This is a genomic window from Flavobacterium sp. N2820 (genome assembly GCF_025947285.1).
GTDB lineage: Bacteria > Bacteroidota > Bacteroidia > Flavobacteriales > Flavobacteriaceae > Flavobacterium.
Map to the genome: position 1 here is coordinate 1,519,145 of NZ_CP110008.1, position 17,866 is coordinate 1,537,010.

Annotated in this window: 5 protein-coding genes; 3 read left to right on the forward strand and 2 right to left on the reverse strand. The window is 36.9% G+C overall.

All coding sequences use genetic code 11. From position 1 onward, the window contains the following. Positions 1-123: 123 nt before the first annotated feature. Both OLM52_RS07450 and OLM52_RS07455 read right to left on the reverse strand, forming a co-directional pair. Entirely contained in the window at positions 124-879 is a 756-nt protein-coding gene (locus OLM52_RS07450; protein ID WP_264550497.1) for a response regulator transcription factor, read from the reverse strand. Between the two features lie 10 nt (positions 880-889). Further along, entirely contained in the window at positions 890-2,959 is a 2,070-nt protein-coding gene (locus OLM52_RS07455) for a histidine kinase dimerization/phosphoacceptor domain -containing protein (protein ID WP_264550498.1), read from the reverse strand. A 405-nt stretch (positions 2,960-3,364) separates the two neighbouring features. Here OLM52_RS07455 and OLM52_RS07460 point away from each other — a divergent pair, with 405 nt between their 5' ends. From OLM52_RS07460 to OLM52_RS07470, 3 genes are all read left to right on the forward strand, one after another. Continuing rightward, positions 3,365-5,440 (forward strand): tail fiber domain-containing protein, encoded by a 2,076-nt coding sequence (locus OLM52_RS07460; protein WP_264550499.1) that lies wholly within the window; start codon positions 3,365-3,367, stop codon positions 5,438-5,440. A gap of 527 nt (positions 5,441-5,967) precedes the next feature. Beyond that, the gene (locus OLM52_RS07465; RefSeq protein ID WP_264550500.1) at positions 5,968-6,873 is read left to right on the forward strand and encodes a hypothetical protein; all 906 of its coding nucleotides are present in this window, start codon (positions 5,968-5,970) and stop codon (positions 6,871-6,873) included. A gap of 43 nt (positions 6,874-6,916) precedes the next feature. Then, positions 6,917-17,854 carry a tandem-95 repeat protein gene (locus tag OLM52_RS07470; protein WP_264550501.1) on the forward strand — a complete coding sequence of 3,646 codons (10,938 nt, stop codon included), beginning with the start codon at positions 6,917-6,919 and terminating at the stop codon, positions 17,852-17,854. Positions 17,855-17,866: the final 12 nt, after the last annotated feature.

Here is a 17,866-nt window from a genome sequence, read left to right on the forward strand (position 1 = left end):
TATTTTATGTTTTGCGCAAATATAAACCTAACCTATTAATTTTGAGCAAATATGTATACTAATTTTACAAAAAAATAATTTAATTGAATTAAAATAACAGCACTCTAAGTAGCGAGACGATTTTCAATTAATTCTTTTTTTCTTAAGTATTTCTAAATTTCTATATGCTTCAGGTGTTATGCCTGTAATTCTTTTAAAAGCATTACAAAAATTACTATAACTTAAAAACCCAATTTCAAAAGCGATTGAATTGATTGAAACTTGTTCATCTGCAAGTAATGCTTTTGACTTTTCTATTTTTCTATTGAGTATGTATTGATAAGGGGTAAGACTCATGTGTTTTGTAAAAACTCTTATATAATGATGCACTTTCCACTTCGTTATATCTGCCAACACTGAAATTTCAATTTTTTCACAAATATGATCATTTATATAATTTATGGTTTCTTTGATCCGAAAAGGTACATCACTTAAAATTTCATCTTCGGCTCTCAAACAATCAATTTTTCTATGAATGAATGAGTTCATCGCCAAATATACCGTAGTTTGCAAATCGGAGGATTTGAAAGGTTTTACAATAAATCCGTATGGTCTAGTGTTTTTGACTTTATCTAAGGTCGTTTTATCGGAATATGATGTAATGTATATAAAAGGGATCGTATCTTTTTTTAGCAAATACTCCCCTAACACAGTACCCTCTTTTTCTGCTTTTAAATTTATATCTAACAAGACTAAGTCAAAATGTTCTTGCTCAATGATTGAAATTGCCTCTTCAACTGTTTTAATATTAATAATCACATCATAATCATCGTTTAAAATTCCTTTTATATCATGCGCTATGATAATTTCATCTTCAACTACTAAAATTTTTGGTCTCATAGGGGTATTGTTAGTTAACTATTTCTTTAAAATCAATAATATATTTTGTTCCTTGGTCTTTAAGCAACGTAATTTTTCCACAAAGTTGATCAACCAACAAATAAACAAGCTCTAACCCTAATGTTTTTTTGTCACTTGCATTATCACTCAATCCAACACCATTATCCGATACCGTTAATTGAAAATTATCATGATCTTTATGATTTAGTTCGATTACGATTTTTCCTTGTTTTTGTTCTGGAAAAGCATGCTTTAAAATATTACAATATAATTCATTGATAATAAGCCCTAATGGAATTGATGTTTGTATATCAAAATTTGCATCAACGGCTTTAATTTCTGTTAAAATATTATCGTTTTGATGGTTAAATGTGTTTTTTATATTGTGAACTAAATTTTCAATATACTCTTGAAAATTTACATTATCTAATTGATCTGTTTGGTATAGATTTTCGTGGATTAAAGCCATGGATATAATTCTAGACTGTCCTTTTTCTAAAAAATCATCTAAGTCTCTTGAATCACTTTCTCGGGCTTGAATATTTAACAAGCTCATCACTAATTGCAAATTATTTTTTACGCGATGGTGGATTTCTTTTAAAAGAATTTCTTTTTCGTGAAGCGATTTTTGCAAAAGTAATTGTGATTTTGAAAGTGCAAGATTTGAATTTTCAATAATACGATTTCGCTTTTTAATTGATTTTGTTATTCTAAAAAAAACAATAATTGAAATTAATGCCATTAGAATCAAAAAGGAAGAAATGATTAAATATTTTTTTTGCTTTTCAATATTTAAAGTATACTGGAGTTCTTTTATTTCTAGCTTTTTAATTTCATTCTCCTTTTCTGCCACTTCAAAATCAACTTGTAAATGCTGTATTCTGTTTTGATTGATTTTTGAATTACGATCCGTAGTTAATAAATTATATTTATTACTGTAATCTAATGCAATTTTGTAATTGCCAAGTGCTGCTTCCAATTCCGATTTTATTTTATAAACATCCTCTTTGCCAAAATCGTTAACCTTATTAACAAGAGTTAACGATTCATCAATGTAGTATTTTGATTTTTCTAAATTATTTAATTTTAAGTAACTATGACCAATTATATTTAGAGTGGACATTTTGGTATCGTCATCAACGCCATAGGCCAAGATAGCGTTACAGTTTTTTATAGCCGTACTATATTTTTTCAATCCAAAATTACTTATCGCTAAACAAAGTTTGTTAATCCAATAGACATCACTAGAGTTTTGTTGGTTTTTAGAAAGTGCTTTTTCATTTTTAAGAGCTAGTGAATTAGCTTCTTTATAGCGTCCCATTTTATTGTAAACTCTTGCTTTTTCAAACTGTAAGATGTTATAATTGTAGTCGTCGGGTTTTTGATCAAGCGCAAGATTTAAATACTTTAAGGCTTCTTCGTGCAAGTATATATTTTTATAAATATAAGCAATTCTTTGATAAAGGGATACTTTCCCCACAACATCGTTTGTTTTATTGTAATAATAAAGCGCTTTTTTATAATTCTTGAGTTCTTCAACTGAAGCTGTTTCGTCTTCATAAGTTTCCCCTAAAAAAAGATACAGCCTTCCCAATATTTTTGGATCATTATATTTGTGTGCAAGTGATAAATTTTCAAGCAAAATCTTTCTTGCTTTGTCATAGTTTGAATTATCTAAATACGCATAAGCTAAATAAGATGCCGCGTTTAAATGATTTTTTACATCCTTAGTTTTGGACAAAATTTCATACGCCTTTTCTCCATGAACAATAGCTTGCTCAAAATCACTGTTTAAGTAATCAATATCTGTAAGATTCAAATAATAAAACCCATACCCTATTTTATAATTTGTCTTTTTAGACAATTCATATATCTTTTTGTTAAAGTACATCATTTTTGATGGTTCTTCGGGGTAGTATTTTTTGCAAATTTGATGGTATAAGCTTATTTTTTCTTTATCCTCTTTTGATTGGTCTACTAATTTCATTAGACTATCGATAGCCTTCTTATGTTCAGTAGTTTGAAAATATGCTTTTTGTGTATTCAACAGAAAAACAAGCAATACAAGTAATTTATTCATCGTTAAAATTGTATCGATTTATAAGTATTTTAATACGTTAATTGTAATATCAAAAGTATTTAATAAAAAAATATATTAAATATCTAAAATTGCTATAAGATATCATAAATGTACTTTTTAATATTAATTATTGTTCTAATCTATCAATAATTAACTTTTGTTTATACTGTTTTTAGATGTATTGCCTAAATAAGGCAATCCCACCACCTCATATACTAAACAAAAAAGGGGGTAAATAATATCAATTATCAATATCACACATCAATTATCAATATCTATTTGTTCTTATTAACTGATAATTTTGATGTGTTTTATTTATATCGCTCAAAAACAATTATTTATAGATTAATTTTTAGTATCAATACCCTTCACGCAATAAAAATATTGCAATAAAATTTTAAAAAAATGAAACAAATTTTAAACCTCTTGTTTTTTTTGGGTTGCACCTCCGTTTTTTCCCAAGTTGGCGTAAACACTACAACACCCAATGCTGCTTTTGATGTAAACTCTGCTAATCAAGGTGTATTAGTTTCCCGTGTAGCCTTAACTTCCAAAACAGTTGCTGCTCCAGTTGTAAATCCGCAAGGAGGTGCTTTAGCTAATGGAACATTAGTTTTTAATACTGCAACCGCAGGAACATCTCCTAATAATGTGGTGCCTGGATTTTATTATTGGGACACGCCAACATTAAGATGGATAGCAATCGCATCAGATGCCAATACGCGCGGTTGGTCAGTGAATGGGAATGCTTCTACTAACCCTGCCACTGATTTTGTTGGAACTACAGATGCAAGAGATTTTACAGTTCGTACAAATAATCTTGAAAGAATGCGCGTTATGTCTACCGGAAATGTAGGTATTGGAACACCAACACCAGCGTACAAATTAGACTTAGCCAACGGAACATTTGGGTTTGGAAATTCCAATTCCAGAACCGAAACTAGAGACAACGCGGGCTTGCAAGGCAATGCAGGTGCACAATCTGGTTTTTATGAGACTGTTGCACCAATAAATTTTCCAGCTGGAGCTAGTTCGTGGTGGCATTTAATTGACAGCCGACATAATAATCCTGCTAATAATTATGCATTACAAATTGCAGGAAGCTTTGCTGACCAAGACTTATACTTCAGAAAAACCAACAACTCACCCACTACAGCGTGGTCTAAATTGTTAACCTCAAACTCTGGTTGGGGAACCACTGGAAACGCAGGAACAAATCCAGCAGCTAACTTTATTGGAACAACTGACGCTAGAGATTTTGTGGTTCGCACAGCCAATACGGAAAGGATGCGCATTACAGCATCAGGTAATGTAGGTATAGCAACCTCAACACCTTGGGCGCCATTACAATTTGATAACAGTATTCAAAACAGAAAAATAGTCATGTGGCAAAACTTTAATAACGACCATAATTTCTATGGATTCGGAGTTAACAGTTATGGTTTACGGTATCAAGTCGAAGTTCCAACTTCCAATCATATATTCTATGCTGGAACAAGCACCACAACAAGTAATGAATTAATGCGAATAACTGGAACTGGTAATGTTGGAATTGGAGTTGCAGCGCCAGCACAACGTCTAGACGTCCAAGGTGGCAATGCAAGAATTAATAACGCCTTTATTGGAGATGTTGGTCATGGTGGTAGTTGGACTGGTTTTGCACATTACAGCCAAGCCAATCCATCGGGTTATGGATTATTACAAGCTAGCGATGGTAACTATACATTTATTAACAAACAAAACACTGGAGGTGGTTATTTAGGTTTTAGGATAGGCAATGCGGATCAAGCCGTAATTCTAAATAACGGAAATATGGGCGTAGGAACCACAAACCCAAGCAAAAAATTTACAGTAGTAAACGGTTCCATCCGACCTCACGTTGGAAACTCTAGCGATGCAGGAATTTCGTTCCCAACTGATCCAGGTGGCGGTGGCGGAGACGAAGCTTTTATAAGATACTATGTTGATGGCGGAGGCGAAAACACTAAGCTCTTAATTGGAAACAATAATGATGCCGATGATGACATCTCTTTTTTTCAGGGGGGTGCAGAGCGCATGAATATATATGCTGGTAACGTAGGAATTGGTATTACAACACCTTGGGCAGCACTAACAATGGGTGGTGGTGCCTATTGCAATAGTTTTACTTGGGTAAATGCGTCCGATGCTCGATTGAAAGAGAATATTAAACCTATGAATCAATATGGATTGACACAAGTACTGCAGTTGAAACCCGTAACCTATTATTATAAAAAAGACGAAACTAAGCATCAGGAAGTTGGTTTTATTGCACAAGACGTGAAAAAAGTAATACCTGAAGTAGTGACTGGTAGTGAAGGTGATCTTGAAAAAGGAGAAACCTTGGGCTTGTCTTACGGCAATTTGGTGCCAGTATTAACCAAAGCCATTCAAGAACAACAAGCTATGATTGAAGAATTAAAGAAGAAAGTTGAAATTTTAGAAGCTAAAACAAATAAATAAGTTTATACAGCATCACGAAAAAAAGATAGTATTACTTTACACAAATTGGCTTTCTTTTGGTTATTAAAAATAATTTTATTGGGAGCCTTCACATTGATTTAGTTATTTCAGTTGTCATTCAATCTGTCTTTATTATGTAATAAAGACAGATTGTTTTTTTATAATGAAGTAAATTATGAAATTACATACACTAAATCCGCATTCTAAAAAGCAACGTATCCATATCTATACATAATATAGATTTTTCAATATTTAACCTTGAGCTAAGCCAATAGAGTCCTATCTACCTTCCAATACCTTTAAACTTCCCACTCATAACTCACAACCCACAACTCACAACTCATAACTTATAACTCCCAATCGAACTTATTCTACAAATAAATCTTAAAATAAAATCAATAATCAATACACTACAGCAATAATTGAAAGAGTTAACAAATTGTTGCTTAATACTTTTGTCAAGATTTAGGTTGAGCAATTGCAAATTGTTACCACTAGATTATATCATTAACTAAAACTTACCCCGTATGATTGACTTTACTTTATTCAAAACCCGAAGCAAAAGCAAACTTTTTTTATTTCTTCTGATGCTATCTGTACTTTATAGTACTGCAAGTTCTTATGAAAGTGAAGTAAAAAGGAATGTCATTTTAAAACTGGAAAACTCACTACAAAACCTTTCCAATCCATCAGAAAAAAAAATCATTGGTAGACGGATCAAATTTCTTCATAGGAAAGTTGTCAGTAAATCAGAAACTTATACTGCAACAAGGGCCTTAAATGATAATGCCAATACCACTAATTTTCAAACGGTCAAACAGCAAACAAATGACAATGGTACTGAAATCATCCTGTCATTAGAAATTACTTTCGGTCAAAAAATAAAAGCACCACAACTTGGTAATTCAGTTAATTGGACTATTTCTGGACCTAGCGGAACTAAATCAGGATTAGGTAATGCGTTGAACGAATATGTGTTTGACAAACCAGGCAAATACGAAATTAGTTTGATTGACAACAGTGCAGCTGCAAAAGCACACAGTAAAGAAGAATCATGTGCGCATGAAAAAGTTCCTTCTAAAATTAATGTAACCGTTTTTCCAATAAGAATGACTTTTCTAGGAGATGAATTAAAAGTTTCTAGTGACTTACATAAAGGAGTAGAAACTACAGGAATTTCAGTCAGCATACCAGTAGTAATTGAAACGTATGGAAATCAAAGTCTTGATTTGAAATACACCAATGCAACTACTGCTGGTGTTGGTTCAAATATAATCGCAAAGCTTAAATCAGGTACTACCCTAAAACAAGGGAAACAAGTTTTAGAATATGAGTTGAGTGGTATTGCAGAAGTAGAAGCTTACATACAGTTCAATTTTATTGATATAAATGGACGAACTCAAACAGCAGCTCTTAAAAAGCCAATACAATAATCACACAACATTGCATACTTAGTAAAAACAAAATACCACTATTATGAATATATTTTTAAAACATAAAACTAAACTTGGGCTGTTCTTAGCATTTTTCTTGTCCTTTATGGCAAGTGAGAATGTTGTGGCACAATGTGGAACACCAGCCGTGGGTTGTAGTACAACAGACAGAACCAATTATGGTTTTAATGCCAATAATAATCCCAACACGATAGAGTACGATAACTTTATTTCTGCGTATCACGGTACCATAGCACTAACTTCAAACGGTACGTTTCAGGTTTGGGGTGAAAGCATGGGAAATAGCGGGGTTGTTTCTGGAACTTACGGAACAGGAACCCATCTTTTAACTCCGGTAACTTTAGATAATGTAACCTATCCAGCCTTAACAGGTACGCCGTTAAAAGTCGCCACAGGAGGTAACGCAATAAGCCAACAAGTGGTCTTAACTACTACAGGGCTTTTTGCATGGGGACACTCAGGTGCTTTAATCGATCCGAGTATTACACCAACCACCACGTTCCAAAAAATTACAGTAAATGGAAAAGCAGATGGTTTACCTCCAGGGGTGACACCTGCCGATGTTAAAATGTTATACGGTACGTTTCAAACATTAGTAATCACTACCTGTAGTGGAAACGTATGGGTGCTCGCAGCCAATGCAAGTGCTCGAGGAAATGGAGGAGTAGGTTCAGCGACAGTTTGGTCACAGGTAACAACAGCTGCAGCTGGAAATCCAGCATTAACCAATGTTGTGGCAGCTAGAGGAACCTATCAAGGTTTAATGGCTTTAAAATCAGACGGTACACTATGGACTTGGGGTTCACAATCGTTGGATGCAGCGGGAACTCCCTTTACAGATAGAAACAGAGCCGTTCAAATGGCAGTACCAGCTGGAATAACTCCTAAAATGATTGGTGCCACGTGTTCATCTACAGCGCAAATAAATCTTAATCCGACAACTTTTACATCAAGCTCTAGTTATTATATCTTAGCTACCAATGGAAATGTATATTCCATCGGGTCAAATGCTGTAGGACAATTAGGCGATTGGACCACCACCGACAAACTAGTTTGGACACAACCGCGCTACGCGAGTGCTGCAGGTCCAGTGATGAGCAATGTGAAATGGTTAAGTCCAAATGAGCATGATTGCTTTTTTCCCGCAGTGAATGTAATTAATACTTCAGCTGGAATTACGGGTTGGTGTCCCTCAAATCCTATGGTTGGGACCGCAGCTGCTAACAATCCTGGTACGCCACAGGGCATAGGTGCAAGCGATGTAATACTTGCAGTAGAAACTGGAGGTCATACTTCTATGGTGGTGAACGAATGTTATGCTAATTTCGGTTATGTTGGTCACCGTATAAATGGTAGTATGGGTGATGGTACGGCAACAAATACATTCGAACTCTTATACACTTACAACACCGCACCCGTTCAAATTTGTGGTGCAGAAACGATATCTGTTCCACTTTCACCAAGTCCTACAGGTCCTTCAGGTAAATATTGTGTAGGAACTACAATAACTGTTAACGCACTGCCAACTGGAGGAGTTTTAACTTTAGTTTCTGGACCAGGGACTTTATCGGGCAATGTTATTACGGTTACAGGTGTTGGTAGTATAACTATAAAGTACGAGATTACTACATCATGTGGTACCGTTTTGTCTAAAAATTTAGTTTTAGAAACAGAAAATTGTAATGTTGCCCCAGTGGCTAATAATGACATACAACTTATACCTTTAACTGAGGACGGTTTAAACGGTTCAATAAATATAATCGGAAACGACACCGACGGTAATGGAAACCCAACCGCACCATTAAATGGTGTAGGGCAGTTTACCGTAGATTTAGATTCAACTACACCAGGAGTTCAAACCTCTATAACCACACCACAAGGTATTTGGGCATTAGACAATACAACAGGTATTGTAACCTTCGATCCAGCAGATAACTTCAACGGAACAGCTACCCTACCCTATACATTATGTGATCCAACGGCACTTTGCGCTAATGCAAACATATCGTTTACGGTAAATCCAGTTAATGATGCACCAACAATAACAAATGATACAGCTACAGGTACAGAAGACAATCCTATAACAGGAACTATTCTAACCCCATCTGATTTTGACCCAGACGGAACAATGTTGGTAGTTACTACTACACCAGTAACACCGCCAGCTAATGGAACCATCATAATCAATACTGATGGAACCTACACCTATACACCCAACCCTGGTTTTAATGGGACAGACGTCGTTACTATACAAGTATGTGATTCAGGCACACCTGGAGCAAGCTGTGCAAATCAAACTTTAACTATTACAGTTACACCTGTTAATGATTCACCAGTAATAGTAGATGACACCAATATAACCAATGAAGACACACCAGTTTCAGGGGACATTACTAACGCATCAGATTCAGATCCAGACGGTACAACGCTTGTTGTAAATACTACACCAATCGTTCCTCCAGTTAACGGAACAATTGTAGTACAACCTGATGGAACATACATCTATACGCCAAATCCAGACTTCACAGGAACAGAAATTATTACAATCGAAGTTTGTGATTCAGGTTTACCATTACCAGGTATTTGTGATAATCAAACCTTAACTATTACGGTTAACCCTGTTAATGATGCACCAGTTGCCAATAATGATACAGCACCAACTACGGAAGATACACCAGTTGTAATCGCCGTTTTAGGTAACGATTCTGATTTAGAATCACCTCTAGACCCTGCAACGGTTGTAGTGACTGTACCGCCAACCAATGGAACAACAACAGTTAACCCTGCAACAGGCGAAGTAACTTATACTCCAAACCCAGGATACAGCGGAACGGATACATTCACATATCAAGTATGTGATAGTGGTTTACCTTTACCTGCGGCTTGCGACACAGCTACAGTAACTGTAACAACTACAGCGGTAAACGACGCACCAATAATAAGCGATGATACCAATGTGACGAATGAAGACACACCTGTTTCAGGTGACATTACTAACGCTGCAGATTCAGATCCAGACGGTACAACACTTGTTGTAAATACTACACCAATCGTTCCTCCAGTTAACGGAACAATTGTAGTACAACCTGATGGAACATACATCTATACGCCAAATCCAGACTTCACAGGAACAGAAATTATTACAATCGAAGTTTGTGATTCAGGTTTACCATTACCTGGTATTTGTGATAATCAAACCTTAACTATTACGGTTAACCCTGTTAATGATGCACCAAATGCTAATAACGATTTGGTTTCTACGCCAGAAGATACTGCGGTAGTTATACCAGTATTAATTAATGATACTGATTTGGATGGTACAATCAATCCAACTACAGTAACAATTGTAACTATTCCTTCTAACGGTACAACAACTGTTGACCCAATAACAGGAGAAGTAACTTACACACCTAATCCAGGCTTTAATGGTACAGATACCTTTACGTACCAAGTATGTGATAGTGGTTTGCCTTTACCAGCAGCTTGTGATACAGCAACAGTAACTGTTTTAGTTCCTGCTGATAATGATGTACCTGTTGTTTTGCCAGATACTAACGTAACAAATGAAGATACACCTGTATCGGGTGATATTACTAACGCAGCAGATTCAGATCCAGACGGAACAACACTTGTTGTAAACACTACACCTTTAAGTGGTCCTACAAATGGAACAATTGTGTTACAACCTGATGGAACATACGTGTATACGCCAAATCCAAACTTTAATGGTACAGATGTAATTCTTATCACAGTTTGTGACTCAGGCACACCTCTTCCAGCAAATTGTGTGGATCAATTATTAACAATTACTGTTAATGCAGTCAATGATCCACCGGTTGCCAATAATGATACAGCACCAACTACGGAAGATACACCAGTTGTAATCGCCGTTTTAGGTAACGATTCTGATTTAGAATCACCTTTAAATCCTGCAACGGTTGTAGTAACAGTACCGCCAACAAACGGAACAACAACAGTTGATCCTGCAACAGGCGAAGTAACTTATACTCCAAACCCAGGATACAGCGGAACGGATACATTCACATATCAAGTATGTGATAGTGGTTTACCTTTACCTGCGGCTTGCGACACAGCTACAGTAACTGTAACAACTACAGCAGTAAACGACGCACCAATAATAAGTGATGATACCAATGTGACGAATGAAGACACACCTGTTTCAGGTGACATTACTAACGCTGCAGATTCAGATCCAGACGGTACAACACTTGTTGTAAATACTACACCAATCGTTCCTCCAGTTAACGGAACAATTGTAGTACAACCTGATGGAACATACATCTATACGCCAAATCCAGACTTCACAGGAACAGAGATTATTACAATCGAAGTTTGTGATTCAGGTTTACCATTACCAGGTATTTGTGATAATCAAACCTTAACTATTACGGTTAACCCTATTAATGATATGCCTATTGTTAATGATGACACAGCTACAACTAATGAGGATACTCCTGTCGTAATTGATGTAACAGCTAATGATACAGACTTAGAAGGTCCAATTGACCCAACAAGTGTAACTATTACTGATGCGCCAAATAATGGAACTGTAACCGTTGATCCTACAACAGGAGAAGTGACTTATACACCAGATCCAAACTTTAATGGAACGGATACATTTACGTACCAAGTTTGTGATAGTGGTTTACCTTTACCTCCGGCTTGCGACACAGCTACAGTAACTGTAACAACTACAGCGGTAAACGACGCACCAATAATAAGCGATGATACTAACGTAACAAATGAAGACACACCTGTTTCAGGTGACATTACTAACGCGGCAGATTCAGATCCAGACGGTACAACGCTTGTTGTAAATACTACACCAATCGTTCCTCCAGTTAACGGAACAATTGTAGTACAACCTGATGGAACATACATCTATACGCCAAATCCAGACTTCACAGGAACAGAAATTATTACAATCGAAGTTTGTGATTCAGGTTTACCATTACCTGGTATTTGTGATAATCAAACCTTAACTATTACGGTTAACCCTGTTAATGATGCACCAGTTGCCAATAATGATACAGCACCAACCACGGAAGATACACCAGTTGTAATCGCAGTTTTAGGTAACGATTCTGATTTAGAATCACCTTTAAATCCTGCAACGGTTGTAGTAACAGTACCGCCAACAAACGGAACAACAACAGTTAACCCTGCAACAGGCGAAGTAAGTTATACTCCAAACCCAGGATACAGCGGAACGGATACATTCACATATCAAGTATGTGATAGTGGTTTACCTTTACCTGCGGCTTGCGACACAGCTACAGTAACTGTAACAACTACAGCAGTAAACGACGCACCAATAATAAGTGATGATACCAATGTGACGAATGAAGACACACCTGTTTCAGGTGACATTACTAACGCTGCAGATTCAGATCCAGACGGTACAACACTTGTTGTAAATACTACACCAATCGTTCCTCCAGTTAACGGAACAATTGTAGTACAACCTGATGGAACATACATCTATACGCCAAATCCAGACTTCACAGGAACAGAAATTATTACAATCGAAGTTTGTGATTCAGGTTTACCATTACCAGGTATTTGTGATAATCAAACCTTAACTATTACGGTTAACCCTGTTAATGATGCACCAGTTGCCAATAATGATACAGCACCAACTACGGAAGATACACCAGTTGTAATCGCCGTTTTAGGTAACGATTCTGATTTAGAATCACCTCTAGACCCTGCAACGGTTGTAGTGACTGTACCGCCAACCAATGGAACAACAACAGTTAACCCTGCAACAGGCGAAGTAACTTATACTCCAAACCCAGGATACAGCGGAACGGATACATTCACATATCAAGTATGTGATAGTGGTTTACCTTTACCTGCGGCTTGCGACACAGCTACAGTAACTGTAACAACTACAGCGGTAAACGACGCACCAATAATAAGCGATGATACCAATGTGACGAATGAAGACACACCTGTTTCAGGTGACATTACTAACGCTGCAGATTCAGATCCAGACGGTACAACACTTGTTGTAAATACTACACCAATCGTTCCTCCAGTTAACGGAACAATTGTAGTACAACCTGATGGAACATACATCTATACGCCAAATCCAGACTTCACAGGAACAGAGATTATTACAATCGAAGTTTGTGATTCAGGTTTACCATTACCTGGTATTTGTGATAATCAAACCTTAACTATTACGGTTAACCCTGTTAATGATGCACCAAATGCTAATAACGATTTGGTTTCTACGCCAGAAGATACTGCGGTAGTTATACCAGTATTAATTAATGATACTGATTTGGATGGTACAATCAATCCAACTACAGTAACAATTGTAACTATTCCTTCTAACGGTACAACAACTGTTGACCCAATAACAGGAGAAGTAACTTACACACCTAATCCAGGCTTTAATGGTACAGATACCTTTACGTACCAAGTATGTGATAGTGGTTTGCCTTTACCAGCAGCTTGTGATACAGCAACAGTAACTGTTTTAGTTCCTGCTGATAATGATGTACCTGTTGTTTTGCCAGATACTAACGTAACAAATGAAGATACACCTGTATCGGGTGATATTACTAACGCAGCAGATTTTGACCCAGACGGAACAACACTTGTTGTAAACACTACACCTTTAAGTGGTCCTACAAATGGAACAATTGTGTTACAACCTGATGGAACATACGTGTATACGCCAAATCCAAACTTTAATGGTACAGATGTAATTCTTATCACAGTTTGTGACTCAGGCACACCTCTTCCAGCAAATTGTGTGGATCAATTATTAACAATTACTGTTAATGCAGTCAATGATCCACCGGTTGCCAATAATGATACAGCACCAACTACGGAAGATACACCAGTTGTAATCGCCGTTTTAGGTAACGATTCTGATTTAGAATCACCTTTAAATCCTGCAACGGTTGTAGTAACAGTACCGCCAACAAACGGAGCAACAACAGTTGATCCTGCAACAGGCGAAGTAACTTATACTCCAAACCCAGGATACAGCGGAACGGATACATTCACATATCAAGTATGTGATAGTGGTTTACCTTTACCTGCGGCTTGCGACACAGCTACAGTAACTGTAACAACTACAGCGGTAAACGACGCACCAATAATAAGTGATGATACCAATGTGACGAATGAAGACACACCTGTTTCAGGTGACATTACTAACGCTGCAGATTCAGATCCAGACGGTACAACACTTGTTGTAAATACTACACCAATCGTTCCTCCAGTTAACGGAACAATTGTAGTACAACCTGATGGAACATACATCTATACGCCAAATCCAGACTTCACAGGAACAGAAATTATTACAATCGAAGTTTGTGATTCAGGTTTACCATTACCAGGTATTTGTGATAATCAAACCTTAACTATTACGGTTAACCCTATTAATGATATGCCTATTGTTAATGATGACACAGCTACAACTAATGAGGATACTCCTGTCGTAATTGATGTAACAGCTAATGATACAGACTTAGAAGGTCCAATTGACCCAACAAGTGTAACTATTACTGATGCGCCAAATAATGGAACTGTAACAGTTGACCCTACAACAGGGGAAGTGACTTATACACCAGATCCAAACTTTAATGGAACGGATACATTTACGTACCAAGTTTGTGATTCAGGTATTCCATTGCCAGCTTCTTGTGATACCGCTACAGTAACTGTAACAGTAACTCCAGTAAACGATGCACCAATTGCTAATGATGATGTAGTTGCTTTAGCACTAACAGAAGACGGAGCTAACGGAACCGTGAACATCTTAACGAATGATACGGATGTAGATGGTAATCCTTCTCCAACTTCAGGTCATACCGTTGATTTAGATCCTAGTGCAGCAGGTAATCAAAACTCAATCACTACACCAGAAGGAACTTGGACTTACGATGCTACAACAGGAGTTGTAACTTTCGATCCAGCTGTTAACTTCAACGGAGTAGCGACATTACCATACACTTTATGTGATGCTGGCACTCCAGTATTATGTGATAACGCTGACATTACTTTCACAGTAACGGCTGTTAATGATGCACCAGTGGCTAATAATGACACAGCTACAACTAATGAAGATACTCCAGTTGTAATTGATGTAACAGCTAATGATACAGACTTAGAAGGTCCAATTGACCCAACAAGTGTAACTATTACTGATGCGCCAGATAATGGAACTGTAACCGTTGATCCTACAACAGGAGAAGTAACTTATACACCAGATCCAAACTTTAATGGAACGGATACTTTTACGTACCAAGTTTGTGATTCAGGTATTCCATTGCCAGCTTCTTGTGATACCGCTACAGTAACTGTAACAGTAACTCCAGTAAACGATGCGCCAATTGCTAATGATGATGTAGTTGCTTTAGCACTAACAGAAGACGGAGCTAACGGAACCGTGAACATCTTAACGAATGATACGGATGTAGATGGTAATCCTTCTCCAACTTCAGGTCATACCGTTGATTTAGATCCTAGTACAGCAGGTAATCAAAACTCAATCACTACACCAGAAGGAACTTGGACTTACGATGCTACAACAGGAGTTGTAACATTCGACCCAGCGTTAAACTTCAACGGAGTAGCAACATTACCATACACTTTATGTGATGCTAGCACTCCAGTATTATGTGATAACGCTGACATTACTTTCACAGTAACGGCTATAAATGATGTACCAGTGGCTAATAATGACACAGCTACAACTAATGAAGATACTCCAGTTGTAATTGATGTAACAGCTAATGATACAGACTTAGAAGGTCCAATTGACCCAACAAGTGTAACTATTACTGATGCGCCAGATAATGGAACTGTAACCGTTGATCCTACAACAGGAGAAGTGACTTATACACCAGATCCAAACTTTAATGGAACGGATACATTTACGTACCAAGTTTGTGATTCAGGTATTCCATTGCCAGCTTCTTGTGATACCGCTACAGTAACTGTAACAGTAACTCCAGTAAACGATGCACCAATTGCTAATGATGATGTAGTTGCTTTAGCACTAACAGAAGACGGAGCTAACGGAACCGTGAATATCTTAACGAATGATACAGATGTAGATGGTAATCCTTCTCCAACTTCAGGTCATACCGTTGATTTAGATCCTAGTACAGCAGGTAATCAAAACTCAATCACTACACCAGAAGGAACTTGGACTTACGATGCTACAACAGGAGTTGTAACTTTCGACCCAGCTGTTAACTTCAACGGAGTAGCGACGTTACCATACACATTATGTGATGCTGGTACTCCAGTATTATGTGATAACGCTGACATTACTTTCACAGTAACGGCTGTAAATGATGTACCAGTGGCTAATAATGACACAGCTACAACTAATGAAGATACTCCAGTTGTAATTGATGTAACAGCTAATGATACAGACTTAGAAGGTCCAATTGACCCAACAAGTGTAACTATTACTGATGCGCCAAATAATGGAACTGTAACCGTTGATCCTACAACAGGAGAAGTAACTTATACACCAGATCCAAACTTTAATGGAACGGATACTTTTACGTACCAAGTTTGTGATTCAGGTATTCCATTGCCAGCTTCTTGTGATACCGCTACAGTAACTGTAACAGTAACTCCAGTAAACGATGCACCAATTGCTAATGATGATGTAGTTGCTTTAGCACTAACAGAAGACGGAGCTAACGGAACCGTGAATATCTTAACGAATGATACAGATGTAGATGGTAATCCTTCTCCAACTTCAGATCATACCGTTGATTTAGATCCTAGTACAGCAGGTAATCAAAACTCAATCACTACACCAGAAGGAACTTGGACTTACGATGCTACAACAGGAGTTGTAACTTTCGATCCAGCTGTTAACTTCAACGGAGTAGCGACATTAACATACACTTTATGTGATGCTGGTACTCCAGTATTATGTGATAACGCTGACATTACTTTCACAGTAACGGCTGTAAATGATGCACCAGTGGCTAATAATGATTCAGATATAACAATGAGTGAAACACCAATTACCATTGCTGTTATCAACAATCCAGTGGTCTCAGGTCAAGATACAGACATAGAAGGAAATAACACTATTGATTTAACTTCAATTGATTTAGATCCTACTACTCCTGGTCAGCAAACAACTTTAGTTGTTCCAGGTGAAGGTACTTATACCGCAAACCCAAATGGAACTGTAACATTTATTCCTGTTCCATCTGCAACTGGTTTTACATCAATTATTACATACACAATATTAGACAATGAAGGTGCCGTTTCAAATACTGCCAGTATTACAGTTGTAGTTGGTGCTTGTGTGGGTAATCCTAATTTAGATTGTGATAATGACGGTCTTACAAACGCTGAAGAGGATACAATAGGTACAGATCCAACAAATCCTGATACAGATGGAGATGGTGTAATTGATGGAACAGAAGTTACTGACGGTACAAATCCTTTGAATCCATGCGAATCAATAGAAGAGCATGTTACTTTAGAACAATCATTAGAATTTTTAAGTGGTGATTGTGATAGTGATGGATTACCAAATGGAGACGAGATTGGTCCTGACCCAACAAATCCATTAGATTCAGACGGAGATGGTGTACCAGATTATTTAGAGTTTAATAATCATGAACCTTCTGCAGATGATTTAGAGATTTTCAATTTGGTTACTCCTAACGGAGATGGAGATAATGATGTGTTTGTAATCAGAAACATTGAATTATATCCTGATAATACGGTTGAGATTTATAACAGATGGGGTCTTTTAGTTTATGAAACCGAAGGTTATGGACAAAATGGAGAATACTTTAGAGGAATTTCCGAAGGAAGAGTAACCATTAGCCAATCATCTGAATTACCAGTAGGAGTATACTTCTATGTAGTGAAATACAGAAACAGTGCCGGAAACAGCAAAGAACGTTCAGGACATTTATATATTAATAGATAATAAAAGCTTCAA

Bases quoted from the DNA above. Each gene is read 5' to 3' on its own strand.
- OLM52_RS07450 (WP_264550497.1), bottom strand. From the start codon at position 879: ATGAGACCAAAAATTTTAGTAGTTGAAGATGAAATTATCATAGCGCAT.
- OLM52_RS07455 (WP_264550498.1), bottom strand. From the start codon at position 2,959: ATGAATAAATTACTTGTATTGCTTGTTTTTCTGTTGAATACACAAAAA.
- OLM52_RS07460 (WP_264550499.1), top strand. From the start codon at position 3,365: ATGAAACAAATTTTAAACCTCTTGTTTTTTTTGGGTTGCACCTCCGTT.
- OLM52_RS07465 (WP_264550500.1), top strand. From the start codon at position 5,968: ATGATTGACTTTACTTTATTCAAAACCCGAAGCAAAAGCAAACTTTTT.
- OLM52_RS07470 (WP_264550501.1), top strand. From the start codon at position 6,917: ATGAATATATTTTTAAAACATAAAACTAAACTTGGGCTGTTCTTAGCA.